Raw genomic sequence first — 23,720 nt, 5'->3', positions numbered from 1 at the left:
AAAGGACTTGCCCGATGCGTTTCTCGCGCTTTTTCATCGACCGGCCTATCTTCGCGGCGGTCATCGCGGTGGTCATCACCGTCATCGGCGCGCTGGCCTTTATCGGCCTGCCGGTCAGCCAATATCCCGACATCGTGCCCCCCACGGTCACGGTATCGGCCCAATATCCCGGCGCGTCCGCCGAAACGGTCGCATCGACCGTGGCCGCGCCGATCGAGCAGGAAATCAACGGCGTCGACGATATGCTTTATCAAAGCAGCCAGTCGACCGGCGATGGCAAGGTGACGATCACCGTCACCTTCAAGATCGGCACCGACCTCGACGCCGCGCAGGTGCTGGTCCAGAACCGCGTCGCCGTCGCCGTGCCCCGCCTGCCCGAAGAGGTGCAGCGGCTGGGCGTGGTGACGCGCAAGACGACGCCCGAATTCCTGATGGTCGTGAACCTGCAATCGCCCGACGGCACGTTCGACCGCAATTACCTGTCCAACTATGCGCTGACGCAGGTGCGCGACCGGCTGGCCCGGCTCGACGGTGTGGGCGATGTGCAACTGTTCGGATCGCGCGACTATGCGATGCGCGTCTGGATCGATCCCGGCCGCGCCGCCGCGATGGACCTGACCGCGGGCGAGATCGTGTCGGCCCTGCGCGCGCAGAACGTCCAGGTGTCGGCTGGTGCGATCGGCCAGCCCCCTTACGACCGGGGCGAAGCCTTCCAGCTCGGCGTCGAGATGCAGGGCCGCCTGACATCGCCCGACCAGTTTTCCAATATCGTGATCCGCAGCGACGCCGATGGCCGTCAGGTGCGTGTCCGCGACGTCGCGCGTGTCGAACTGGGCGCGCAGGATTATGCGATCAACACCTATCTGTCGGGCAAGCCAACCGTCGTCATCGCGGTGATGCAGCGCCCCGGCTCCAACGCGCTCGACGCGGCCGAGCATGTGAAGGCGGAGATGGACCAACTGTCCCAGCGCTTCCCCAAGGGGCTGGAATATAGCGTCATCTACAACCCGACCGAATTCATCAGCCAGTCGATCGACGCGGTCTATCACACCCTGCTGGAAGCGGTGCTGCTGGTGGTGCTCGTCATCCTCGTCTTCCTCCAGAACTGGCGCGCGGCGATCATCCCGATCATCGCCATCCCGGTATCGCTGATCGGCACGGCGACGATCCTGGCGGGCCTGGGCTATTCGCTCAACAACCTGTCCCTGTTCGGGCTGGTGCTGGCGATCGGCATCGTCGTCGACGACGCGATCGTCGTGGTCGAAAATGTCGAGCGCAATATCGGTCGGGGCATGACGCCGCTGGAGGCCGCGCGCACGTCGATGGACGAAGTGTCGGGCGCGCTGGTGGCGATCGTGCTGGTGCTGTGCGCCGTGTTCGTGCCGACGCTCTTCATCACCGGCATTTCCGGGGCCTTCTACCAGCAGTTCGCGGTCACCATCTCGACCGCGACGATCATCTCGCTGATCCTCTCGCTCACCCTGTCGCCCGCCGCAGCCGCTTTGCTGCTGTATGCCAAACATGGCCCGCGCGACCGCAGCAACGACCCGCTCTGGCGGCAGAAGCTGGGCGTGGTGGTGGATGGCTTCAACACTGGTTTCGACCGGATGAGCGAGCGCTATGCGCGCCTCACCCGCTGGCTGGTTGCTCGCCCCAAAAAGATGCTGGCGACCTATGCCGGGCTGATCGTGGCGACGGCGGGCCTGTTCTGGGTGACGCCCGCAGGCTTCATCCCGTCCCAGGACCAGGGCTATTTCCTGGCCGTGGTGCAACTGCCCTCGGGCGCGTCGCTCGAACGCACCGACAAGGTGACGCGCGAGGTCGCGGACAAGATCCTGCCGATCAAGGGGCTGCGCGGCGCGGTGATGTTCGCCGGCTTCCATGGCCCGTCGCAGACCGCGGCGCCCAATTCGGCGGCGATCTACTTCCCCTTCAAGAGCTTTGCCGAACGCAAGGCGGAGGGCGTCACCTATGCCGGGATCATGGAGCAGGCGAACAAGGCGATGGCCGGCTATGACAAGGCGCGCATCCTGCTGGTGCCGCCACCCGTCATCCAGGGCATCGGGTCGGCCGGCGGCTATCGCATCATGCTGGAGGACCGGCAGGATCGTGGCTATGCCGAACTGAACAAGGTCGCGCAGGACTTCATCGCCAAGGCCAACCAGACTCCCGGCCTGTCGATGATCTACACGCTGTTCGACGTCGGCACCCCGCGCATCTACGCCGATGTCGACCGCGCCAAGGCCGACCTGCTCGGCGTCCCGCCGGAGCGCGTGTTCGAAGCGATGCAGGTCTATCTGGGGTCCGCTTTCGTCAACGACTTCAACCTGCTCGGCCGCACCTATCGCGTCACCGCGCAGGCCGATGCCGAACATCGCGGCACCGTGGCGGATATCGCCAACCTCAAGACCCGGTCGAACGCCGGGGGCATGGTGCCGATCGGGTCCGTCGCCACCTTCCGCGACAAGACCGGCCCCTATCGCGTCGTCCGCTACAATCTGATGCCCGCGGTGGAGGTCGATGGCGACACGGCGCCCGGCTATTCGTCCGGCCAGTCGCTCACGACCATCGACAAGATGAGCGCGGCGCTGCCCGAAGGCTATGTCAGCGAATTGACCGGCATCGCCTATCAGCAGAAGAGCGCGGGCAACACCGCCGGCATCGTCTTCGGCATGGCCGTCTTCTTCGTCTTCCTGGTGCTGGCGGCGCAATATGAAAGCCTGACCTTGCCGCTGGCGATCATCCTGATCGTGCCGATGTGCCTGTTCGCCGCGATGCTGGGCATCAACCTGCGGGGCATGGACAATAATATCCTGACGCAGATCGGCCTGGTGGTGCTGATCGCCCTCGCGGCGAAGAACGCCATCCTCGTGGTCGAATTCGCCAAGCAGGCGGAGGAAGAACAGGGGTTGTCGCCGATCGAGGCCGCCGTTCAGGCCGCGCAGACCCGTCTGCGCCCGATCCTGATGACCAGCTTCGCCTTCATCCTCGGCGCGGTGCCGCTGGTGATCGCGACCGGTGCGGGGGCCGAGCTGCGGCAGGCGCTGGGGACGGCGGTGTTCTTCGGCATGGCCGGTGTGACCGCCTTCGGCCTGCTCTTCACCCCCACCTTCTATGTCGTGTGTCGCGCGCTGGGCGATCGTTTCGCCCGCCGCCGGCGTCCAGAGGCCGACGCTGCCTTGCAGCCGGCCGAATGAGGAACAGAGATATGACCCGGACTTTCATCGCTCTCCTGCTGGGCGCAAGTGCGCTCACCGCCTGCGCCGCCGGGCCGGACTATCGGCCGCCCGCTACCCCGACAACGGCGGCCGCGCCCTTCATCGGCGCGACCGGCGCGGCGGTCAGCACGGCCGACGTGCAGGATCGCTGGTGGACGCTCTATGGCGATCCGCTGCTCGACACGCTCGTCGGGGACGCGCTGGCCGCCAACACCGACATCCGCGTTGCGGTGGCGCGGATCGAGCGGGCGCGGGCGTCGCTGCGCGGCGCGAAGTCGGATCGTCTGCCGCAGACCAGCCTCGGCGCGTCCGGCACCTATAACCGGACGTCGGCGGCGCAGTCGCTGCCGGGCATAGACCGGGAAAATTGGGTGCTCGATGGCGGGCTCGACGTCTCCTACGAAGTCGATCTGTTCGGCCGGGTGAAGCGCGGCGTCGAAGCGGCACGGGGCGATCTGGCGGCGGTGCAGGCCGATGCCGACGGCGTCCGCGTCGCGGTGATCGCCAACACGGTGCGCGCCTATCTCGACGTCACCGCTACGGCCGAACGGCTGGCGGTGGCGCAGCGAACGGTGGCGCTGCTCGATCAGTCGATCCGCATCACCGGCGCGCGATTCGAAGTCGGTCGGTCTGATCGGCTGGACGTGATCCGTGTGACCGCGCTGCGCGAACAGCAAAAGGCGACGATCCCGGCGCTGGCCGCGGATCGGGATGCGGCGCGGTTCCGATTGGCCACGCTGACCGGGCGGACGCCGCAGCAATTGCCCGACAGCGTACGCGCGGCGACCCGCACGCCGCAACTGGCCCAGCCGATCCCGGTCGGCGACGGCCAGGCGCTGCTGGCGCGGCGGCCGGATGTGCGCGCGGCCGAACGGCGGCTGGCGGCGGACACGGCGCGGATCGGCGTGGCGACGGCCGACCTCTACCCCCGCATCACGCTGGGCGGATCGGTCGGCACCACGGCGCTGGGCGGTGGCAATGTGCTGGGCGGCGGGCCGTTGAACTGGGTGTTGGGGCCGCTCATTAGCTGGGCCTTCCCTAACACGGAAGCGATCCGGGCGCGGATCGGCGCGGCGAAGGCCGACGGCGCGGCCTCGCTGGCGACCTTCGATGGTACGGTGCTACAGGCGCTGGAGGAAAGCGAACGCGCCTTGTCCGCCTACGCCCACGCGATCGAGCGGGCGCGGACGCTGGGCCTGGCGCGGGACGAAGCGGCCCGCGCGGCCCGGATCAGTCTGGCCCGGCAGCGCGAGGGGCAGATCGATTTCCTGACGGTGCTGGACGCGCAACGCACGCTGGCGAGCGCCGAGGCCGATCTGGCGACCGCGACCCGCGCCCTGTCCTTCGCGCAGGTCGACCTGTTCCGGGCGCTGGGCGGGGGATGGGGTCAGGCCGCGGCCTGATCCCACCGGCTTCAGGCCTCGGTCTTCGCCTTGCTCAGATCATAGGCGCCCAGACCCGGCTTGTAGCTCTTCTCGTCGATGAACTGCCGGATGCCTTCCTTGCGGCCTTCGCTCTTGTCGTGGAAATTGGCGGCTTCCTGCATCCGCACCAGATAGTCTTCCGCCTCGTCATAGGTCATGGTGCCGACGCGGCGGACGGCATCCTTGGCGAATTTGAGCGCCACCGGATTCTTCTTCAACAGCATCTCCGCCACTGCGGTCGTGCGGGCCTTGAGCTGCTCCAGCGGGACGCTCTCATTGACAAGCCGCATGGCGGATGCGGCCTTGCCGTCGATCAGGTCGCCGGTCAGCGTCAGCCACATGGCGTCGCGCATGGGCAGCAGGTCGACCACCACCTTGGTCACGCCACCGCCGGGCAATATGCCCCAGTTGATCTCGGACAGGCCGAACTGCGCCTCGTCCGCGCAGATGGCGAGGTCGCAGGCGAAGAGCGGACCAAAGCCGCCACCGAAGCACCAGCCATTGACCATGGCGATGGTCGGCTTCTGATACCAGCGCAGGCGGCGGAACCAGCCATAGCTTTCGGCCTGCGACTTGCGCACGCCACGCAGGCCCTGCGATTCGGTCTCGCGGAAATATTCCTTCAGGTCCATGCCCGCCGACCAGGCGGTGCCTTCGCCGCCCAGCACCAGCACGCCGACATCGTCGCGATATTCCAGTTCGTCCAGCACCTCCATCATGCGCCGGTTGAGCGTCGGGCTCATCGCGTTGCGCTTGGCCGGCCGCGCGAAATTCACCCAGGCGATCCGGTTTTCGACATGTACGGAAACGACGTCCTGCTCTTCCATCTTCCTGCTCCTGCACGATATGTATCATAGGCATACAATCCGGCAGCCATGATAGGCAAGCGCTTTTTCAAGGTCGCCGCGGGCAGTCCGCTTGACAAGCAGGCCATACCGCCAGATAATAACGATCGTTATTAATAGACTGGCATGGCCGGCGAAGCGAGGCGAGATGGATGTGCAAGGCAAGACGGCGCTCGTCACCGGCGGCGCATCGGGGCTGGGCGCCGCACTGGTGTCCAACTTGCTGTCCGCGGGCGCACATATTGTGGTGATGGACATATGCGCCAGCAAACTGCCGGGCGTGCGCTCCATCCTCTGCGACATTACAGATGAGGCGGCGGTGGCCAGCGCCATCGCCCAGCTCGGCCCCGTGTCGATCCTGGCGAACATGGCCGGTATCGGCGGCATCGGACCGATCGCCACGTCGGCGGGGCCGGGCGACGTCGCCGCGTTCCGCCGGGTGATCGACGTCAATCTGATCGGCGCCGTAAACGTCACGGCCCATATCGCGCATCGCATGATCGGCAACGCGCCGGACGGCCCGGATGGCACGCGGGGCGTGATCCTCAATGCCTGTTCGATCGCGTCCTTCGAAGGGCAGGAGGGGATGGGCGCCTATGGCGCGTCCAAGGCGGCGCTTGCCGCGCTCACGCTCATCTGGGCGCGCGACCTGTCCCGCCACGCGATCCGCTGCGTCGGCATCGCGCCAGGCTTCTTCGCGACACCGATGACCGCGCACATGCCGCAAGCGCTGGTCGAGGAACTGGTTGGTGGCATGGAATTTCCCCGCCGCGCCGGCACGGCCGAGGAATTTGCCGATGCCGCCATGTTCCTGATCCGCAATCCGATGATCAACGCCGAAGTCCTGCGGCTGGATGGTGGGGCGCGTCCGCCCGCGCGCACCCGCTGGACCGCTGCGGCCTGACCCCTTTTACGACAAGGCACAACACAGCATGGCCCAAACGCTTCCATCCGCCACCATCGCCGCCTTCGCGGCGATCGTCGGCAAGGATCATGTCTTTTTCGATGAGGCCGACCAGGCAAGCTATCAGGACAAGTTCGCGATCGACGACGCCCGCCATCACCCGGCCGGGGCAGTCGCCCCCGCGACAGTGGAGGAGATTCAGGCGATCGTCCGCATCGCCTCCGACCGTGGCATTGCGCTGTGGCCGATCAGTCGGGGCAAGAATCTGGGCTATGGCGGTTCCGCCCCGCTGCTGGCGGGGTCGGTGGTGCTGGACCTCAGCCGGATGAAGAAGATCGACTATGACGAGGCGAACGGCACGGTGCTGCTGGAGCCGGGCGTCGGCTTCTACGACCTCTACGACTTTCTGAAATCGAGGGGCATGAAACATTGGCTGTCGGTGCCGGGCAATAGCTGGGGATCGGTGGTCGGCAATGCGCTGGATCGCGGCATGGGCTATACCCCCTATGGCGAACATGCGACGCGCATCTGCGGCATAGAGGCGGTGATGGCCGACGGCCTCGTCGTGCGGACCGGCATGGGCGCTCTGGACGGCGCGCCGACCTGGCAGCTCTACCGCTTCGGCTTCGGCCCCGGCTGGGACCAGATGTTCGTCCAGTCCAATTTCGGCATCGTCACCAAAATGGGCCTGTGGCTGATGCCCGCGCCGGAATCGCTGATGGGCATGGATCTGGAATTCGACCGGCCGGAGGATCTGGGACCGTTGATCGACGCGATCGCGCCGCTCCGTCGCGAAGGGCTTTTGCAGCAGTCGCCGACCATCGGCAACTGGCTGCGCGCCGCTGCCGTGGTCACGACCCGCGACCAGTGGACCGACAAGCCCGGCGCGCTGCCCGACGATGTGATCGCGGCGATCCGCAAGAAGTTCAATGTCGGCTGGTGGGGGGTGAGCCTGCGGCTTTACGGCCGGGATTCGGTCAACAAGGCGGCCTATGCGATCCTGGAGCAGGAACTGGGTAAGCTCAAGCCCATGTCGCTGCGCCCCACGACATGGAAGACCGGCGAACCGCTGGAGGCGACCGGTTGGACCGGCACGCCCCTCACCATGCCGATGCAGAATGCCAACTGGCATGGCGGCCGCGGTGGCCATATCGGCTTTTCGCCCATCCTGCCGCAATCGGGCGCAGCGGCGCAGGCCCAGTTCCAGCGCACCTACGCCCGCTACAAGGAATATGGCATGGACTATCAGGCCAGCTTCGCCTTTGGCGAGCGCCACCTCATCAACGTCAACGCCGTGCTCATCAACAAGGACGATCCAGACCTGATGGGCCGGGTCGACCCCTTCCTCAAACATCTGATCGTCGACGCCAAGGCCCAGGGCTATGGCGAATATCGCACCCATCTCGACTATATGGACGCAGTCGCGGGCACCTATGATTTTAACAGAGGTGCGCTGGGGCAGCTCAACCGCAGGGTGAAGGATGCACTCGATCCCAAGGGTGTGATCGCACCGGGGAAGAGCGGCATCTGGCCCAGCAATCGCACGGGAGGGGAGGGCTGATGCGCCGGGGCATGATCGCGCTGGCGGGTGCCGCGCTGATATTGGCAGGCGCCGCCTGCGGCCGGGCGAGCGAAACGCCGACGCAGGCGTCGAAGGGGCCGCCGCCCTTGCCCGCGCCCGAAACCCTGTCGTCGCGGCCTGCCGCGGGATCGGGCGAGAAACTCTATCTGGCGAAATGCGCCATGTGCCATGGACCCGGTGGCATGGGGACGGGGCTTCTGGCGCGCCGCACCGACCAGCCCTTGCTGGAAAAGCGCACCGATCTGACCATCGACTATGTGGTACAGGCGGCGCGGACGGGCATCGGCAACATGCCCGCCATCCCGCGGGGCGAAGTGAGCGACGCCGAGTTGCAGCAGATCGCCGAGCATCTGGCCAAGGGGGCGAAGCCATGAGCGGCCTGTCTCGAAGGAGCTTTCTGGCAAGCGCAGCGGTGGCCTCGACGGCGGTGATCGGCGGACGGACGGAGGCGACCACCTTGCCGCTCCTCCTGCACGACGCGCAACTGATGGCCGGCCGCCGCTTCGCTGCCCGCGCTCAGTCATTGGGCGGCCAGGCCGTGACGCTCGACGGCGATCGCGTGCGGCAGATGCGGGCTTTGCTGGCGACTTCGCCCACGGCGATCTTCGCTGTCACCCGGCGCAGCGACGAACTCCTGGTCGGCGAGATCGCGGCAGAGGCAGGCTATCGGCGCGTGGCGCTGGTGCGGCATGGCCATGCTTCTATGGTAGCCAACTGCGAGGCGGACGGCGCCACCGTCGCCAAGCTGGCACACCTTTCCCAAGCCCACTGGCCCGAAGCCTTTGCCGAACTGGCGCTGGACAAGATCGGCCAATGCGCCGTCGCGCCCGCCAGCGAGATGATGCCCGCGTTCAGTTGGGTGATGGTTAGACCTTAAACATCCGTTCGCTTCGAGCCCTTCGACTGTCTGACAAGGCAGGCGCTCAGGACAGGCCAAGGTCGAGAAGCGGCCAGAACTGCGCTCCCATTTCTCGACACGCTCGAAACGAACGGCTGGTGTTACCGCCGGATAATCAGCGAGTCCGGCCGCTTGCGCGGCACCCATTCCCCGCGACCGGGAAAATTCTTCAGCACTTCGCCATCCCAAAGCCGCACGGTACGGCGATGGAAGCGCCACTGGCCGTCGGCGCCCTTCACCGCATGGTCGTCATACCAGCCGGCAAAGCGCAACAGATAGGGCGGCTCGCCCTCGCACTCGGTCACGAAGGCGAAGCCGCGCATCTTGCAACTGCCGTCGTCCTGTGCGGTATATTGAACCTGCGTCACATGATGCTGGCGCCCCGGAAAGCCCGGCGCATTGCGATAATGTTCGGCGATGCCGCGAATCCCTTCATGGCCCTCCCAGATGTCGGGATCGTCAAATACCTCCTCCACCATGCGCGCGTCCGGGGTGAAGCAGGCGACCAGCCCATCGACGTCACCCGTGTCGAGCGCCCAGCTATAGGCGGCGATCAGGTCTTGCAGCGCAATCCGGTCCTCGATCGGAAGGGAAGGCATGATAGTCACTCTCCTTAGTTTCTATGGCTTGACGCAATAATAACATTCGTTACGATTATCTGCAACAAGACGACAGATCATGCAAGCGAGAGGACGCATGGGGAAGATCATCATTTCAGGCGCTTCGGGTTCGTTCGGGCGGGCGGCGGCGGAATTGCTGCTGGAAAAGGTCGCGCCGCAGGATGCGATATTGCTGACCCGCACCCCGGCCAGGCTGGCCGATCTGGCAGCAAAAGGCGCCGACGTCCGCTTCGCCGATTTCGACGATCCCGCCACCCTTCCCGCCGCGATGGCGGGGGGCGAAAAGATGCTGCTGATCAGCACCGCGCGCGTCGGCACCCGCGTCGGCCAGCATCGCCATGCGGTGGAAGCGGCGGTCGCGGCTGGCGTCCGGCACATCGTCTACACCTCGATCATCGCCGCCGATCAGCCCGGCAATCCCGCGATCGTCAAGAACGACCATCGCGCGACCGAGGAGATTATCGAAGGCTCCGGCGCCGCCTGGACCCATTTGCGCGACAGCCAATATGCCGAGGCGATCGCCGGGCCGATGACCATCCCCGCACTGATGATGGGCGGAAAGCCCGACAATTGCGGTGATGGCCCGGTCGCTTTCGTCAGCCGCGACGATTGCGTCGCGACCGCCGTGGGCGTGCTGACCCAGCCGGGCCACGAGAATCAGGCCTATGTGCTGACCGGTCCCGACCTCATCACCATCCCGCAGGCGATGGCGCTGGCGAGCGAACTCGCCGGCAAGCCGATCGTGGTCGAAGCCGTCGATGACGAGGCGATGTTCGCCTATTTCGATGGGCTGGGTGCGCCGCGCCATGCCTCCGACATCGTGCCCGACGGGCCGATCCCCTGGTCGAGCGACGACATGGTGACATTCGGCCAGTCGATCCGCGAAGGCTATTTCGCGGAAAAGACCGACTGGGTGGAAAAGATCACCGGTCGCAAGCCGAAAAGCCTGCGCGACGTGATGCTGGCGCACAAGGAAGGCTGGCCGCTGTGAAGAAGATGATGGCCGCGCTGGCGGCGTTGCTGGCGCTCGCAGGATGCGCGGGCGGTGGAACGACGGGTGACAGCGGGGCGGGCGACGACTGGCCCTATACCGGCGGCGACGTCTGGGGCAGCCATCATTCGCGCCTGACCGATATCGACAAGGGCAATGCGGGGCGGCTCGGCCTCGCCTGGTCCTATGACCTCAACACCAACCGCGTGCAGGAAGCGACGCCTGTGGTGGTCGATGGGGTGATGTACACCAGCGGCAATCTCGGCCGCGTCTATGCGCTCGACGCCGCGAGCGGCCAGCCGCTCTGGACCTTCGAGCCGGAGGTCGACATGCAGTCCAATCGGTCGACCTGTTGCGATCAGGCCAATCGCGGTGTCGCTGTGGCCAATGGCAAGGTCATGGTCGGCGCGCTTGACGGGATGCTCTACGCGCTCGACGCGAAGACCGGCAAGATCCTCTGGAAGACCGACACGGTGGTCGATCACAGCCGGGGCTATACCAGCACCGGCGCGCCCGAAGTGGCCGGCGACCTCGTCATCCTCGGCAATGCCGGCGCGGAATATGACACGCGCGGCTATGTCACCGCCTATCGCATCGCCGACGGCACGCAGGCCTGGCGTTTCTACACCGTACCCCATGATCCGGCCAAGGGACCGCAAGAGGACAAGGCGCTCGACGCCGCGCTCAAGACCTGGGACCCCAACAGCCGCTGGGATATCGGCGGCGGCGGCACCGTCTGGGATGCGATCAACTATGATCCCAAGTTCGGCACCGTCTATATCGGCGTCGGCAATGGCGGCCCCTATTCGATCGCGACCCGATCGCCCAAGGGTGGGACCAACCTCTATCTCTCCTCGATCGTCGCGCTGGACGCCAAAAGCGGCGCGGTGAAGTGGCATTATCAGGAAACGCCCGGCGATAGCTGGGACTTCACCGCCACCCAGCCGATGGTGCTGACGGAGATGGAAGTGGACGGGCAGGTTCGACCGGTCATCCTCCATTCGCCCAAGAACGGCTATCTGTTCGTGCTGGATCGCGAAACCGGCAAGCCGCTGCGCGTCAATCCACTCGTGCGGACCAACTGGACCAGGGGATTCGACAAGGATGGCGTGCCGCAGATGACGCCGGACCGCACCGATTTCTGGAACGGCCCGCGTATCGTCTTCCCGGCATCGGCGGGCGCGCGCAACTGGTATCCGGCCGCCTATGATGCGGAGCGCAAAAGCTATTATGCCTCTGTGCTGGACATGGGGAACCTGATGTTCACCGTGCCCCCCGGCACCCCGGCGGAAGCGCGGCGGCCCAAGGCGCTCAATGTCCAGACGACGCTCATCTTCACCCCGCAATTGCAGGCCGTGCTGCCGACCCTGCCGCCCGCGATCCGTGAACAGGTGGAAAAGCTGCCCGAAATGCAGTGGGTGAAGGACAAGCCTTATTCGTCGGAATTGCGCGCGATCGACCCGCTGACCGGCAAGGCCCGCTGGGCGGTGCCGACCGAAGGGTGGCAGGACCGGATGGGTATGCTCTCCACCGCGTCCGGCCTCATCGTCCACGGCACGATCGGCGGCAAGTTGATGGTCCGCGACGCCGACAACGGCAAGCTCATCAAGGCAATCGACACCGGCACTTCGATCATGGCCGCGCCCATGACCTATCGCGTGAAGGGCGTGCAATATATCGCGGTCGCGGCTGGCTTCGGCGGCGGCGGCTGGGGCTATGTGCCGCGCTATTCCGCCGCCTATCGCAACGGCAATGCCAACCGCATCCTGGTGTTCAAGCTGGACGGCGGACCGGTGGCGCAGCCAACGCCGCTAACACCCGTGGAGGTGGCCTCCGCACCCCCCGCGCAAAAGCCCGGCGTGACGCCAGCGATGATCGCCAAGGGGCAGGGGCTGTTTTTCCAGAATTGCGCCATCTGCCACAGCAACCAGCTACGCTCGACTGCGCCCGACCTGCGGCGGATGCAGCCAGGCACGCATGACATGTTCAATCAGATCGTGCGGGAAGGACTGTTGCTGCCGGGCGGGATGCCACGCTGGGACGACCTGCTGGGCGTCGAGGATGCCGATGCCATCCATGCCTGGCTGATCGCCGAACAGGGGCCGTTGCGGGAGCGCGAGTTGAAGCTGAAAGCCGCCGGCAAGCCGCTCGACGCGCCCAGCGCCGCCATCATGTCCAATTTCTAGGAACGACCATGGAAGACACCGACATCATTGTCGTAGGCGGCGGTTCGGCCGGGTCCGCGATGACCGGGCGGCTGGCCGATGCGGGCCTGTCCGTCACCCTGATCGAGGCGGGCGGGACCGACCGGCATATGCGGTCGCGCATCCCCGCGCTTACCAGCGCCATCGTGCAGAATCCCGCCTATGACTGGTGCCATCAGGTCGAGCCGGACCCGTCGCTGGGTGGCCGGGCCGATATCTGGCCGGCCGGCAAGATGCTGGGCGGTGGCAGTGCGCTCAACGGCATGATGTTCATTCGCGGCCATCGCTGGGACTATGACGAATGGGCGCGGCGGGGCGCGGCGGGATGGGATTATGAATCGGTCCTGCCCTATTTCCGGCGGATGGAGGATAATGAGCGCGGCGCCGACCAGTGGCGCGGCACCGGTGGACCGATCGTGGTGTCCGAAGGGCGCGCGCGCTATCCGATTACCGACCAGTGGATCGCAGCGGCGCAGGCGGCGGGCATCCCCCGCTCGTCGGATCTGAACGGGCAGAACGCCGAGGGCGTCGACTATGTGCAGGTGTCGCAGCGAGGCGGCACACGCTGTTCCGCGGCGCGCGGCTATCTGCACGAGCGGCGCAGTGGCAAGGCGCCCACCATAATGCTGGGGGCGCAATTGCTGCGCATCCTGATCGAGGCAGGTCGCGCGGTCGGCATCGTCTATTGGCAGGACGGCGTTGAAAAGATGCTGCGTGCGCGCCATGGCGTGGTGCTGAGTGCCGGGGCGATGAACACGCCGCGCCTGCTGATGCTGTCCGGTATTGGCCCGGCCGACCATCTGCGCGCCCATGGGATAGAGGTCGTCCGCGACCTCCCCGGCGTCGGCGCCAATCTTCAGGACCATGTGGGCACCCATGTCGTGAACGAGGTGGATGTGCGGACGCTCAACAGCGACGCGCAGGGGCTGCGCGGGGCGTGGCAGGTGCTGCGCTACGCGCTGTCGCGTCGCGGCGCGCTGACCACGGCGATCGGCCACGCCCAGGCCTTCGTGAAGAGCCGGCCGGACCTGCCTGCGCCCAATCTGCAGATCAGCTTTGCCGCCTTCGCTTTCGATTTCGACGAACAGGGCCGGCTGATGCTGCGCAAGACGCCGTCGGTCTCGACCCTGGTCGGGCTTATGCGGCCCAGCCATCGCGGGCGGATCAGCCTGCGCTCGGCCGACCCTTTCGCGCCGCCGAAAATCGAACATCGGCAACTGGGCAGCGACGATGATATCGACCAGATCGTCGAGGGCATCGGCATCGCCCGCTCGATCCTGCATGAGACACCGATTGCGACACATATAAGGGGGGAGCTACGCCCCGGCTCGGGGCTGACCGACCCGGAACAGTTGCGCGCCTACGTGCGCATGGCATCGATCCCACTATATCACCCGGTCGGCACGGCCAGGATGGGCGCGCGCGACGATGCGTTGGCGGTGGTCGACGCCGATCTGGCCGTCATCGGCGTCGAGGGGCTGTGGGTCGCCGACGCCTCGGTCATGCCCAGCCTTCCCGCCGGCAATACCAACGCCACCGCGATCATGATCGGCGACAAGGGCGCGGATCACCTGCTGAGGCGCCTCCGCCGCAATTGACGCGCTGGCGGCGCGGGGCCTGCTTTGCCACAAGGCGGGCATGACACCGAATCGCGCCGCCCTCTTCGTGGATGCCATCGCCCCCTTGCCGGTATGGCGCACGTCGTGACGCCGCGACTGGGCGCGGGACTGGTGATCGCCGCCCCGGCGTCGGGCGCGGGCAAGACGATGGTGACGATTGGCCTGCAACGCGCCTTCACCGATCGCGGCCTGAGCGTGCAGGGTGCCAAATGCGGACCCGACTATATCGACCCGGCCTTTCACGAAGCCGCGACCGGCCGGCCCTCGATCAACCTGGACGGTTTCGCCATGGCGCCGACCATGCTGCAGGGGCTGGCGGCGCACGTCGCTACAACTGTCCAACTCGTCGTCGCGGAAGGCGCGATGGGCCTTTATGACGGCGCGCGGGCGCCGGGTCGTTCGGGCGCGTCGGCCGATGTGGCGCGGCTGCTGGGCTGGCCGATGCTGCTGGTCGTCGATGCCCGCGCAGCGGCGCAGACGGTGGCGGCAGTGGCGCATGGCTGCGCGACTTTTCCCGGCGCGCCGGCCATCGCCGGAGTGATCGCCAACAAGGTGGCCAGCACGCGCCATGTCCGCATGATCGAGGATGGGTTCGCGCGTATCGGCCTGCCGCTGCTGGGTGCGATGGCCACGGACGAGGGATTGGCCATGCCGTCCCGCCATCTGGGACTGGTGCAGGCTGGCGAAACGGAGGAACTGGAACGGCGAATCGACGCGATCGCAGGGCGGGTGACGGCGCAATGCGATCTGGATGCGATCCAGGCGGCGGCCGGCGCTACGACAGACGTGCCGGCGCAACCGCCCGGCATCCGGCCACCGGGGCAGCGGATCGCCGTCGCCAGGGACGCCGCCTTCAGCTTCTTCTATCCCCATATCGTACATTGGTGGCGGTCGGCCGGCGCGGAGCTGCGCTTCTTTTCTCCGCTGGCGGACGAATCGCCGCCCGCCGATTGCGATGCCTGCTGGCTGCCCGGCGGCTATCCCGAACTCCATGCTGCGCGGATCGCGGCCAATGGCCAGTTCCTGAACGGCCTGCGCGCCTTTGCGCAGAGCCGGCCGGTGCATGGCGAATGTGGCGGCTATATGGTGCTGGGCCGCACGCTGGAGGATGGCGACGGCGTCGTCCACCCGATGGCGGGCCTGTTGCCGATGGATACCAGTTTTGCGCGCAGGCGCCGAACATTGGGCTATCGCAGCGCGCGGCTGCGGCACGGCACCAGCTTCGCCTCTGTCGGGCAACTGTTGCTGGGTCATGAGTTCCATTATGCCAGCATCACCGCCAGCGAGGGCGAGCCGCTGGCCGACATGGCCGATGCGGAGGGGCAGGCCCTTCCTCCGGCGGGCCACCGCGCGGGCCAGGTGACCGGTGGCTTCTTCCACTTGATCGCCTGATCCAAGTCGATTAGGGCGGCTGCGCGTCAGGTTCCCCGCAAGGGGATCAAAAGGGAACGGGGTTAAAGACCCCGGCTGCCCCTGCAACTGTGAGCGGCGAGCCATCGAGGCACAAGCCATTGGAATCGATGATTCCGAGAAGGCGCTTCGAATACGGCATTGACCCGCAAGCCAGGAGACCTGCCTGTCGCGGTCGTTCTTCGTCCGGACAGGGTGTGCCGGTCGAACGAGGATATCCTCGCGCAACGACAAGCTGACCGTGCGGGTTCGCACGGTGGCGATGTCGTGCGCGCGTGCGCCCTGCATCGCCACCGCGTCGCGTCCGCCCGGTCCTGTCAACGACTGGGGGATTATGATGCATTGGATTTCAAAGAGCGGCCTTCTGCTTCTGGCGGGCCTGTCGACGCCGGCCTTGGCCGATGATGCGGGCGAGGTGATCGTGACCGCGCTGCGCCAGCCGCAGGCCATCGAACAGGTGGCGTCGAGCATAACCATCATCGACAAGCCGGCAATCGACGCCGCACAGGCGCTGGCGGTGTCCGACCTGCTGATCCGCACGCCGGGCGTCAGCTTCACCCGCAATGGCGGCTATGGCACGGCGACCTCGATCCGCATTCGCGGCGCGGAGGCCGACCAGACCGTGCTGGTCATCGACGGCGTGAAGCTGGCCGATCCGTCCTCGACCGGCGGCGGCTATAATTTCGCGACGCTGATGACCGGCGCCATCGACCGGATCGAGATATTGCGCGGTCCACAGTCGATCCTCTGGGGCAGCCAGGCGATCGGTGGCGTGGTGAACATCGTCACCGCACGGGCCGAACGCCCGATCGAAGGCAGCTTCGATATCGAGGCGGGATCGCGCGATACCGTCAGCGCCCGCGCTGCGCTGGGCGGCCGACAGGGCGCGATCGACTGGCAGGTCGCGGGCAGCCGCTTCACGACGGAGGGCATCTCGGCGATCAGCCCGCGCTTTGGCGCCAAGGAGAAGGACGGCTACACCAACGGCACGCTCAACGGGCGTCTGGGCGTCGCGCTGGCGCCGGGCGTGTCGATCGCTATGCGCGGCTATTATGCCAAGGGGCGCACCGACATCGACAGCGCCGGGGCCATTCCCGATAGTCCGGAATATTCGGAAGTGGAGGAATGGATCGGCTATGCCGGCCTGAACGCCGACCTGTTCGGCGGTGCGCTGCGCAATCGCCTGTCCTTCAGCCGCAGCGAGACGCTACGCGACAACGTCAACCCCGCCCGCAAACTGCGCCAGACCAGTTTCACCGCCAGAGGCGAGACGAAGCGCTACGAATATCAGGGCGTGCTCACCATCGCGCAGGGCTGGACCGCGACCTTCGGCGCGGAGCGCGAGGAGCAGCGGATGCGCACGGCTTCGCCTTCCGATAGTTTGGCTGCCTACGCCACGACCCGCGGGTCTGCTGATATCGACAGCCTCTATGCCCAACTGAGCGTCGAGCCGCTGGCCGGCCTGACCGTCAATGGTGGAGTGCGCTACGATCATCATTCGACCTTTGGCGGCAACACGGTCTTCGGCGCGGGCGCAGCCTGGGCGCTGGTCAAGGACCGCACGATCCTGCGGGCGAGCTATGGCGAGGGCTTCAAGGCGCCGACGCTCTACCAGCTCTACAGCGATTATGGGAACACCGCCCTGGTGCCTGAAAAGGCGCATGGCTGGGATGCCGGCATCGAACAGCATCTGTTCGACCATGCGCTGATCCTGTCGGCGACCTGGTTCGATCGCAGCACCGACAATCTCATCACCTATAATGGCTGTCCGACGACCAACCGGCCGCCGCTCTGCTATGCGCCGGGCACGACGGCACCGCGCTTTGGCTATTATGCCAATGTCCAGCGCAGCGAGGCGCACGGGCTGGAACTGGCCGGCGTCGCCCATGCCGGTCGGCTGACGATCGACGGCAATTATAGCTGGGTGTCCGCGGAGGATCGGTCGCCGGGCCTGAACTATGGCAACCAACTGGCGCGGCGACCGCGCCATGCGGCCAATGCGACAGCGCGGTACGACTGGGCGTTCGGCCTGAGCACCGCCGTGGCGGTGCGCTGGTCGGGCAAGGCGCTCGACACCGCGCGCACCAGCGCCACGGTCGCGCCACTGGTCAATGCGGCCTACACGCTGGTGGATCTGCGTGCCGAAATGCCGGTGATGGGCAAGCTGACGCTATTCGGCAGGGTCGAAAATCTGTTCGACGAATATTATGAAACCGCGCGGCGCTACGGTCAATTGGGCCGCAGCATTCATGCTGGCCTGCGGGCGCGGTTCTGATCCCCCCTGACAAGGAGCGTATGACCATGGACAGCCTGTCCCCTGCCGCCGCCCGCCATCTCTGGATCGGATTGATGACGCTGGCCAGCACCATAACCACTCTGGCGCTGGCCTGCGCCACGCCTTTCCCCGCCCTGGCCGCCCTGGCCGCGTTGCATGTCCGCCGGCAGGACGGCATCATTCTGATGCTCGCGGCCTGGGCGGTGTCGCAGGGGGTGGGCTATTGCCAGCTGGGTTATGAAACGACTGTGGAGAATGGCGTCTGGGCCGGGACCATGGCGCTGGCGGCCATCGCGTCGCTGCTCGGCGCGGATGGTGCGGTGCGCCTGTTGCCGCACGCGCATCCGGCGGTGCGGCTGGTCGCGGCCTATGGAGCAGCGTTCGCTACGTTCAAGCTGGCCGTCCTGGCGGGCGCATGGGCGCTCGATTCCGGCTGGGCGGCCTTCGCGCCGGATGTAATGGCGCGGCAATTCGGGCGCTACGCCATGATCCTAGCCGGCCTGCTGGCGTTGCAGCATCTGGCCGCCCGCAGCGGCCTGCTGCGCCGTGCGGCGACCGCCTGATGTTGCGCGCGGTCGAGGATGGTCCGGCGGTGGTGGTGTGCAGCAGTTGCCGCCACTCGCCGGGGCAGCGGGAAGATGCCGATGGCGTGCGCGGCGGTGCGCGGCTGGCGGAGGCGCTGCGCCGGGTGAAGGCCGGGTCGGACCGCTATGACGGGGTGGCGGTGCAGGACATGCCCTGCCTCTTCGCCTGTTCCGACCATTGCGCCGTCCATCTGCGGGCGCCGGGGAAGATCGGTTATGTGCTGGGGCGCTTTACGCCCGACGAGGATGCCGCGCGCGCGATCCTCGACTATGCGGCGCATCATGCCGCGAGCGCCCATGGCCAGGTGCCTTATGCCGACTGGCCGCAAGGGGTGAAGGGCCACTTCATCGTGCGTCTGCCGCCTGCCGGGTTCGTCGCCACATGAGCCTGTTTCCCACCGTGGCGGCTTTCGACGACGCGCTGGCGTCCCTGCCGGGGGCCGACCTGGCCTGCCGCGCCGCTGCCGCAGCGCGGCAGGGGCAATTGACAAAACCGGCCGGGTCTTTGGGTCGGCTGGAGGAGATCGCCATCTTCCTGGCCGGCTGGCAACGGCGCGCGCGCCCGCATATCGATCGCGGCCGGGCGGTGATTTTTGCGGGCAATCATGGCGTGGCGCGGCATGGCGTCAGCGCCTTTCCGCCCGCGGTGACGGCGCAGATGGTTGCGAATTTCGCCGCTGGCGGCGCGGCCATCAATGCGCTGGCGGGCGCAGCCGGGCTGGATCTGCAGGTCGTGCCGATCGACCTTGATCGCCCGACCGAAGACTTCACGGTCGCCGCGGCGATGGGCGAGGCGGATTGCCTGGCCGCGCTCAACTGCGGGGCCGATATGGTCGATCCGGGCCTGGACCTGCTGTTGCTGGGCGAGATGGGCATTGGGAACAGTACCGCCGCCGCGGCCCTGTGCCAGCGCAGCTTCGGCGGCAGCGTGGCGGAATGGGTCGGCGCGGGGACCGGCGTGGATGCCCACGCACTGGCGGTCAAGCGACAGGTGGTCGATCTGGCCATGGCGCATCATGCCCAAGCGCCGATGACGCCGTTCGAGACGCTGCGCCGGGTTGGCGGGCGGGAGATCGTCGCCATTGCAGGGGCCATGCTGGCGGCGCGGCATCGCCAAGTGCCGGTGGTGCTTGACGGGTTCATCTGCGCATCGGCGCTGGCGCCGTTGGCGGCCACCACGCCCGCGATCACCGATCATGTGATCGCCGGACATCGCTCGGCCGAAGCCGGGCACGGGCGGCTGCTCGACCGGCTGGGACTGAAGCCAGTGCTCGATCTCGACATGCGGTTGGGCGAGGGCAGCGGCGGCGCGGTGGCGGTGGCGGTGATCCGCGCGGCGGTAGCGGCCCATGACCAGATGGCGACCTTCGCCGATGCGGGTGTATCGGCGGGCGGATGAGCGGCATGCTGCTCCATCTGATGCGGCATGGCACGCCCGAACTTGCCGGGCGATTGCTGGGACATGCCGACTGGGCCGCCACCGATGCGGGGACGGCCGCCTGCGTGGCGCGTGCCTGCGGGCTGGAGGCGGAGGTTATAATATCGTCTGACCTGACCCGCACGCGGCAGGCGGCGACGGCCATCGCCGCGCCGCGTGGCATCGCGCCGCAGATCGACCCGCGCTGGCGGGAGCTGGATTTCGGGGCATGGGACGGCGCCGATCCGGCGATGCTGGACCAGGCGGCCCTGACGCATTTCTACGCGGACCCCGATGCCTGTCCGCCCCCCGGAGGCGAGCGCTGGTCTGCGCTGGTAGCGCGGGTCGGTGCGGCGATCGCCGCCCTGTCGCCCCGGCCGACGCTGGTCGTCACCCATGGCGGGGCCATACGCGCCGCGCTGGCGCTGCTGTGCGGCTTCGACCAGCGCCAGATCTGGGCGATCGACCTGCCCTATGCCGCCCGTCTTACGCTGCGTCTCTGGCCTGGCGAGAAACCTTGGGCGCAGATCGCGGGGCTTGCGGCGTGAAGGGCCTCATCTTCGCGCTCCAGTTCTTGACGCGATTGCCTATGCCGCGGGTGGAGGCGGACGGGGCGGCGTTCGCCGCCGCGATGCGCTGCTTTCCGGCGGCGGGCCTGGTGGTCGGCGCGCTGGTCGCCGCCGCGGGATGGGCCGGCGCCTGGATCGATGCGTGGACCGGCGCGTTGCTGGCGCTCGTGGCGTGGGTCTGCGTGACCGGCGCGCTTCATCTGGATGGACTGGCCGATCTGGCCGATGCGACGAGCGCGGCGCACAAGAATCGCGAGCGGTTGCTGGCGGTGCTGGCCGATCCCCATGTCGGCGCCATGGGCGCCACCGCGGTGGCGTTGCAGGTGATCGCCAAGCTGGTGCTGCTCCATGGCCTTGTGGAATTGAAGGCATTCGCCGCGCTGCTGTTGATCCCCTTCGCCGCACGGATTGGGCCGCTGCTCTGGAGCCGCTGGCTGCCGCCTCTGCATGACGGCCTTGGCGCGCAATTCCGCGCGGTCATCCGCCCGGCCGATCTGGCGCTGTGGGGCGTCATGCTCCTCTCTGCCGCCTTCTGGATGCCGGCGCTGCTGGCCGTGGCGCCGTTGGCCGGATTGTGGGGCTGGTGGGTTCTTGTGCGGATCGGCGGCATTTCAGGCGACAGCCATGGTGCGGGCATCGAACTGCTGGAAAGCGGCCTGTTGCTCGCAGCACTGATCCTGACGCGGGCGTCATGACGCGTTGGACCCATCATGGTGGCAAGCTGGACGCGGCGCGGCGATGGTTCGGCGAAGGCCGGGAACCGTGGATCGACCTGTCGACCGGGATCAATCCGCTTGGCTGGCCGGTGGAGAAAGCGCCTGCGATCGATTGGCGCGCCTTGCCCGGCGATGCGCAACTGGCCGTATTGGAGCAGAACGCGGCGCGGCATTTCGGCGTCGATCCGGCCCATTTGTGCGCGCTACCGGGGAGCGAGGCGGGATTGCGGCTGCTGCGCGGGATCATAGCCGGGAATGTCTTGCATGGCGCAGCCTGCTACCGCACCCATCGCGATATTCATCCCGACGGCCGCGCCTTCATCCCCGGCGTAGATGATCCGGCCTTGCTCGACGGCAATATTCTGCTGATCGCCAATCCCAATAATCCCGACGGCGGCTTGTTGGACAAGGTTCAACTGAACGCGCTGCTGGAGCGACAGACTTCGAGCGACGGCTGGCTGGTGCTGGACGAAGCCTTTGCCGACTGCCTGCCGGACATCAGCATGGCGGATCGCGTTGCGGACGATCGGCGTCTCCTCATCTTCCGTTCCTTCGGCAAATTCTTCGGGCTGGCTGGTATACGGTTGGGCTTTGTCATAGGGCCGCGCGCGGCCATCGCGCGATTTCGCGAACGGCTGGGGAGCTGGCCGGTATCGACCGCGGCGTTGGTCATCGGGGCGGCCGCCTATGCGGATCGGGACTGGATCACTACCACCCAGGCACGCCTGATCGAACAGGCGGCAACGCTGGACGGATTGTTGCACGCACATGGCCTGTCTCCCCAGGGCGCTTGCCCCCTGTTCCGCCTGATCGTCACCGATGTCGCCGCGACGTTGTTTGCCCGTTGCGCCCGGCACGCGATCCTGACCCGGCCCTTCGACGAGAATGCAGGCTGGTTACGAATCGGTTTGCCGGCCGACGCGGCGGCGCTGGCGCGACTGGATCGGGCGCTGGAGGGTGGCTGAGCCCGTGGCCCTGCTGGCGCTGGCGATCGAGGGTGCGATCGGCTGGCCCCAGCCATTGTATCGGCGCATCGGCCACCCGGTCGGCGCCTTTGCGGCGATCATCGACGGGTGCGAGCGGGCCTGGAACCGAGCGGAATTGCCCGGTCGGCTACGACGCGTGGCGGGTATTGGTTGTCTATTGCTGCTGCTGATCGTCGCCATGGGGGCAGGGTTTTTGCTGGAGTGGGGGCTGCGTGGGATTGGAGGACGCTGGGCCTGGATTTTCATCACGCTCTGCGCCGTGCCGGGCATGGCGGCGGGCAGCCTCTACCGGCATGTCCGCGCGGTGGCGGAACCCTTGCAGGCGGATGATCGGGCTGCGGCCCGCACCGCCGTCGCCATGATAGTGGGCCGGGATACCGAAAGGCTCGACAGCGCGGGCATCGCGCGCGCCGCGATCGAGAGCCTGGCCGAAAGCTTTTGCGATGGCGTGGTGGCGCCGCTCTTCTGGCTGCTGCTGGGCGGGTTGCCGGGCCTGTGGGCTTATAAGGCTATCAACACCGCCGACAGCATGATCGGTCATCGCGAAGAACGGTGGCGCGCCTTCGGATGGGCGGCAGCAAGGCTCGATGATTTGCTCAATCTCATACCCGCGCGGTTTGCCGGCCTGTTGCTTTGCTTGAGTGCGGGGCGAGGCTGGCGCATCATGCTGCGCGACGCGCGTCGTCACGCCTCTCCCAATGCCGGATGGCCGGAAGCGGCCATGGCGGGCGCTCTCGGCGTACGGCTGGCCGGGCCGATCGCCTATGATGGCGTCGCGCAGGACAAACCGTGGATCGGATCGGGCCGAGGGGATCTCGCCGCCGCCGATCTCGAAGCTGCGCTGCGCCTTTATCTGCGCGCCTGCCTGCTGCTTGGATTGGCCGCTGCGCTCTTTGCATGGAGTGGCTTATGACGGTGCTATTGGTGCTGGGCGGCGCGCGATCGGGCAAGAGCCGCTATGCGCTCGCCCGTGCCGAAGCGATGCCGGGCGACTGTCTGTTCGTTGCGACCGCGCAGGCGCTGGACAGCGAAATGGACAGTCGTATCGCGCGCCACCGGGAGGAGCGCGGCGCACGCTGGCGCACGATCGAGGAGCCGGTCGCGCTGGATTGGATCGTGCGGACGGAAGCGCGGCCGGGCCGGGTGTTGCTGATAGACTGCCTGACCTTATGGGCGTCCAACCTGATGATGGCGGAGCGCGACATCGACGGAGCGGTGGATGCTCTCGTCATGGCGCTACGCCAAGCGCGGGGGCCGGTGATTTTGGTCGCGAACGAGGTGGGGCTGGGCATCGTCCCGGACAATGCGCTGGCGCGGCGGTTCCGCGACGTCGCGGGCACCATCAACCAGGCGGTGGCGACCTGTTCTGACGAAGCGGTTTTCCTGGCGGCAGGCTTGCCCCTAACACTGCGCTGACGGCGCCTTGCACTCTCCGCTTGGCAACAACAGTAACGATTG

Annotated in this window: 21 protein-coding genes and 1 riboswitch; of the genes, 19 read left to right on the top strand and 2 right to left on the bottom strand. The window is 67.0% G+C overall.

Annotated features, from left to right (window positions below; genetic code table 11):
* Positions 1-14 precede the first annotated feature (14 nt).
* Complete coding sequence (locus ABT375_RS21820) at positions 15-3,197, top strand: efflux RND transporter permease subunit (protein ID WP_416465256.1); 3,183 nt, start codon at positions 15-17, stop codon at positions 3,195-3,197.
* 11 nt (positions 3,198-3,208) lie between these two features.
* Positions 3,209-4,621 carry an efflux transporter outer membrane subunit gene (locus ABT375_RS21815; RefSeq protein WP_416465254.1) on the top strand — a complete coding sequence of 471 codons (1,413 nt, stop codon included), beginning with the start codon at positions 3,209-3,211 and terminating at the stop codon, positions 4,619-4,621.
* Between the two features lie 11 nt (positions 4,622-4,632).
* On the opposite strand, the gene ABT375_RS21810 is transcribed toward ABT375_RS21815, so the two are convergent.
* The gene (locus ABT375_RS21810; RefSeq protein WP_416465252.1) at positions 4,633-5,469 is read right to left on the bottom strand and encodes a p-hydroxycinnamoyl CoA hydratase/lyase; all 837 of its coding nucleotides are present in this window, start codon (positions 5,467-5,469) and stop codon (positions 4,633-4,635) included.
* A gap of 166 nt (positions 5,470-5,635) precedes the next feature.
* Here ABT375_RS21810 and ABT375_RS21805 point away from each other — a divergent pair, with 166 nt between their 5' ends.
* The 4 genes from ABT375_RS21805 to ABT375_RS21790 are packed head-to-tail and all read left to right on the top strand — an operon-like array spanning position 5,636 to position 8,850.
* Positions 5,636-6,391, top strand: coding sequence for an SDR family NAD(P)-dependent oxidoreductase (locus tag ABT375_RS21805; RefSeq protein ID WP_224550608.1), 756 nt, complete (start codon positions 5,636-5,638; stop codon positions 6,389-6,391).
* A gap of 28 nt (positions 6,392-6,419) precedes the next feature.
* The gene (locus ABT375_RS21800) at positions 6,420-7,952 is read left to right on the top strand and encodes an FAD-binding oxidoreductase (protein WP_416465250.1); all 1,533 of its coding nucleotides are present in this window, start codon (positions 6,420-6,422) and stop codon (positions 7,950-7,952) included.
* Positions 7,952-8,347, top strand: a complete 396-nt coding sequence (locus ABT375_RS21795; RefSeq protein WP_416465248.1) for a c-type cytochrome — start codon at positions 7,952-7,954, stop codon at positions 8,345-8,347. Before ABT375_RS21800 ends, ABT375_RS21795 begins: the two co-directional genes overlap by 1 nt.
* Positions 8,344-8,850, top strand: a complete 507-nt coding sequence (locus ABT375_RS21790; RefSeq protein WP_416465246.1) for a hypothetical protein — start codon at positions 8,344-8,346, stop codon at positions 8,848-8,850. The genes ABT375_RS21795 and ABT375_RS21790 overlap by 4 nt, the downstream gene beginning before the upstream one ends.
* Before the next feature lie 122 nt (positions 8,851-8,972).
* On the opposite strand, the gene ABT375_RS21785 is transcribed toward ABT375_RS21790, so the two are convergent.
* Entirely contained in the window at positions 8,973-9,470 is a 498-nt protein-coding gene (locus ABT375_RS21785) for a nuclear transport factor 2 family protein (protein ID WP_261936999.1), read from the bottom strand.
* 97 nt (positions 9,471-9,567) lie between these two features.
* Between ABT375_RS21785 and ABT375_RS21780 the strand changes: the two genes are divergently transcribed.
* The 13 genes from ABT375_RS21780 (at position 9,568) to cobU (ending at position 23,678) form a co-directional block, all read left to right on the top strand.
* Complete coding sequence (locus ABT375_RS21780) at positions 9,568-10,482, top strand: NAD(P)H-binding protein (protein ID WP_261936998.1); 915 nt, start codon at positions 9,568-9,570, stop codon at positions 10,480-10,482.
* 5 nt (positions 10,483-10,487) lie between these two features.
* Positions 10,488-12,668 (top strand): PQQ-binding-like beta-propeller repeat protein, encoded by a 2,181-nt coding sequence (locus ABT375_RS21775; protein WP_416465900.1) that lies wholly within the window; start codon positions 10,488-10,490, stop codon positions 12,666-12,668.
* Between the two features lie 8 nt (positions 12,669-12,676).
* Positions 12,677-14,284 carry a GMC family oxidoreductase gene (locus ABT375_RS21770; protein ID WP_416465244.1) on the top strand — a complete coding sequence of 536 codons (1,608 nt, stop codon included), beginning with the start codon at positions 12,677-12,679 and terminating at the stop codon, positions 14,282-14,284.
* Between the two features lie 105 nt (positions 14,285-14,389).
* Entirely contained in the window at positions 14,390-15,697 is a 1,308-nt protein-coding gene (locus ABT375_RS21765) for a cobyrinate a,c-diamide synthase (protein ID WP_416465242.1), read from the top strand.
* Between the two features lie 11 nt (positions 15,698-15,708).
* Positions 15,709-15,900: riboswitch (cobalamin riboswitch) on the top strand.
* Positions 15,901-16,049: 149 nt separating this feature from the next.
* Positions 16,050-17,990 carry a TonB-dependent receptor plug domain-containing protein gene (locus tag ABT375_RS21760; protein ID WP_416465240.1) on the top strand — a complete coding sequence of 647 codons (1,941 nt, stop codon included), beginning with the start codon at positions 16,050-16,052 and terminating at the stop codon, positions 17,988-17,990.
* Between the two features lie 26 nt (positions 17,991-18,016).
* Positions 18,017-18,553: a hypothetical protein gene (locus ABT375_RS21755; RefSeq protein ID WP_416465238.1), complete on the top strand. Its 537-nt coding sequence runs from the start codon at positions 18,017-18,019 to the stop codon at positions 18,551-18,553.
* Positions 18,553-18,960, top strand: a complete 408-nt coding sequence (locus ABT375_RS21750; protein WP_066609172.1) for a DUF1636 domain-containing protein — start codon at positions 18,553-18,555, stop codon at positions 18,958-18,960. Before ABT375_RS21755 ends, ABT375_RS21750 begins: the two co-directional genes overlap by 1 nt.
* Positions 18,957-19,973: a nicotinate-nucleotide--dimethylbenzimidazole phosphoribosyltransferase gene (gene cobT / locus ABT375_RS21745; RefSeq protein ID WP_416465236.1), complete on the top strand. Its 1,017-nt coding sequence runs from the start codon at positions 18,957-18,959 to the stop codon at positions 19,971-19,973. The genes ABT375_RS21750 and cobT overlap by 4 nt, the downstream gene beginning before the upstream one ends.
* Positions 19,970-20,539, top strand: a complete 570-nt coding sequence (locus tag ABT375_RS21740; RefSeq protein WP_261936993.1) for a histidine phosphatase family protein — start codon at positions 19,970-19,972, stop codon at positions 20,537-20,539. The genes cobT and ABT375_RS21740 overlap by 4 nt, the downstream gene beginning before the upstream one ends.
* The gene (locus ABT375_RS21735) at positions 20,536-21,255 is read left to right on the top strand and encodes an adenosylcobinamide-GDP ribazoletransferase (RefSeq protein WP_416465234.1); all 720 of its coding nucleotides are present in this window, start codon (positions 20,536-20,538) and stop codon (positions 21,253-21,255) included. The genes ABT375_RS21740 and ABT375_RS21735 overlap by 4 nt, the downstream gene beginning before the upstream one ends.
* Positions 21,252-22,241, top strand: coding sequence for a threonine-phosphate decarboxylase (locus ABT375_RS21730; RefSeq protein ID WP_416465232.1), 990 nt, complete (start codon positions 21,252-21,254; stop codon positions 22,239-22,241). Before ABT375_RS21735 ends, ABT375_RS21730 begins: the two co-directional genes overlap by 4 nt.
* The gene (gene cbiB / locus ABT375_RS21725; RefSeq protein ID WP_416465230.1) at positions 22,234-23,175 is read left to right on the top strand and encodes an adenosylcobinamide-phosphate synthase CbiB; all 942 of its coding nucleotides are present in this window, start codon (positions 22,234-22,236) and stop codon (positions 23,173-23,175) included. The genes ABT375_RS21730 and cbiB overlap by 8 nt, the downstream gene beginning before the upstream one ends.
* Positions 23,172-23,678, top strand: a complete 507-nt coding sequence (cobU, locus tag ABT375_RS21720; protein WP_416465228.1) for a bifunctional adenosylcobinamide kinase/adenosylcobinamide-phosphate guanylyltransferase — start codon at positions 23,172-23,174, stop codon at positions 23,676-23,678. Before cbiB ends, cobU begins: the two co-directional genes overlap by 4 nt.
* Positions 23,679-23,720: the final 42 nt, after the last annotated feature.

Source organism: Sphingomonas sp. VDB2 (genome assembly GCF_047946695.1).
Lineage (GTDB): Bacteria > Pseudomonadota > Alphaproteobacteria > Sphingomonadales > Sphingomonadaceae > Sphingobium > Sphingobium bisphenolicum.
The sequence above is the reverse complement of the archived record's forward strand: the minus strand, read 5'-3'. Positions and strand labels throughout refer to the sequence as shown.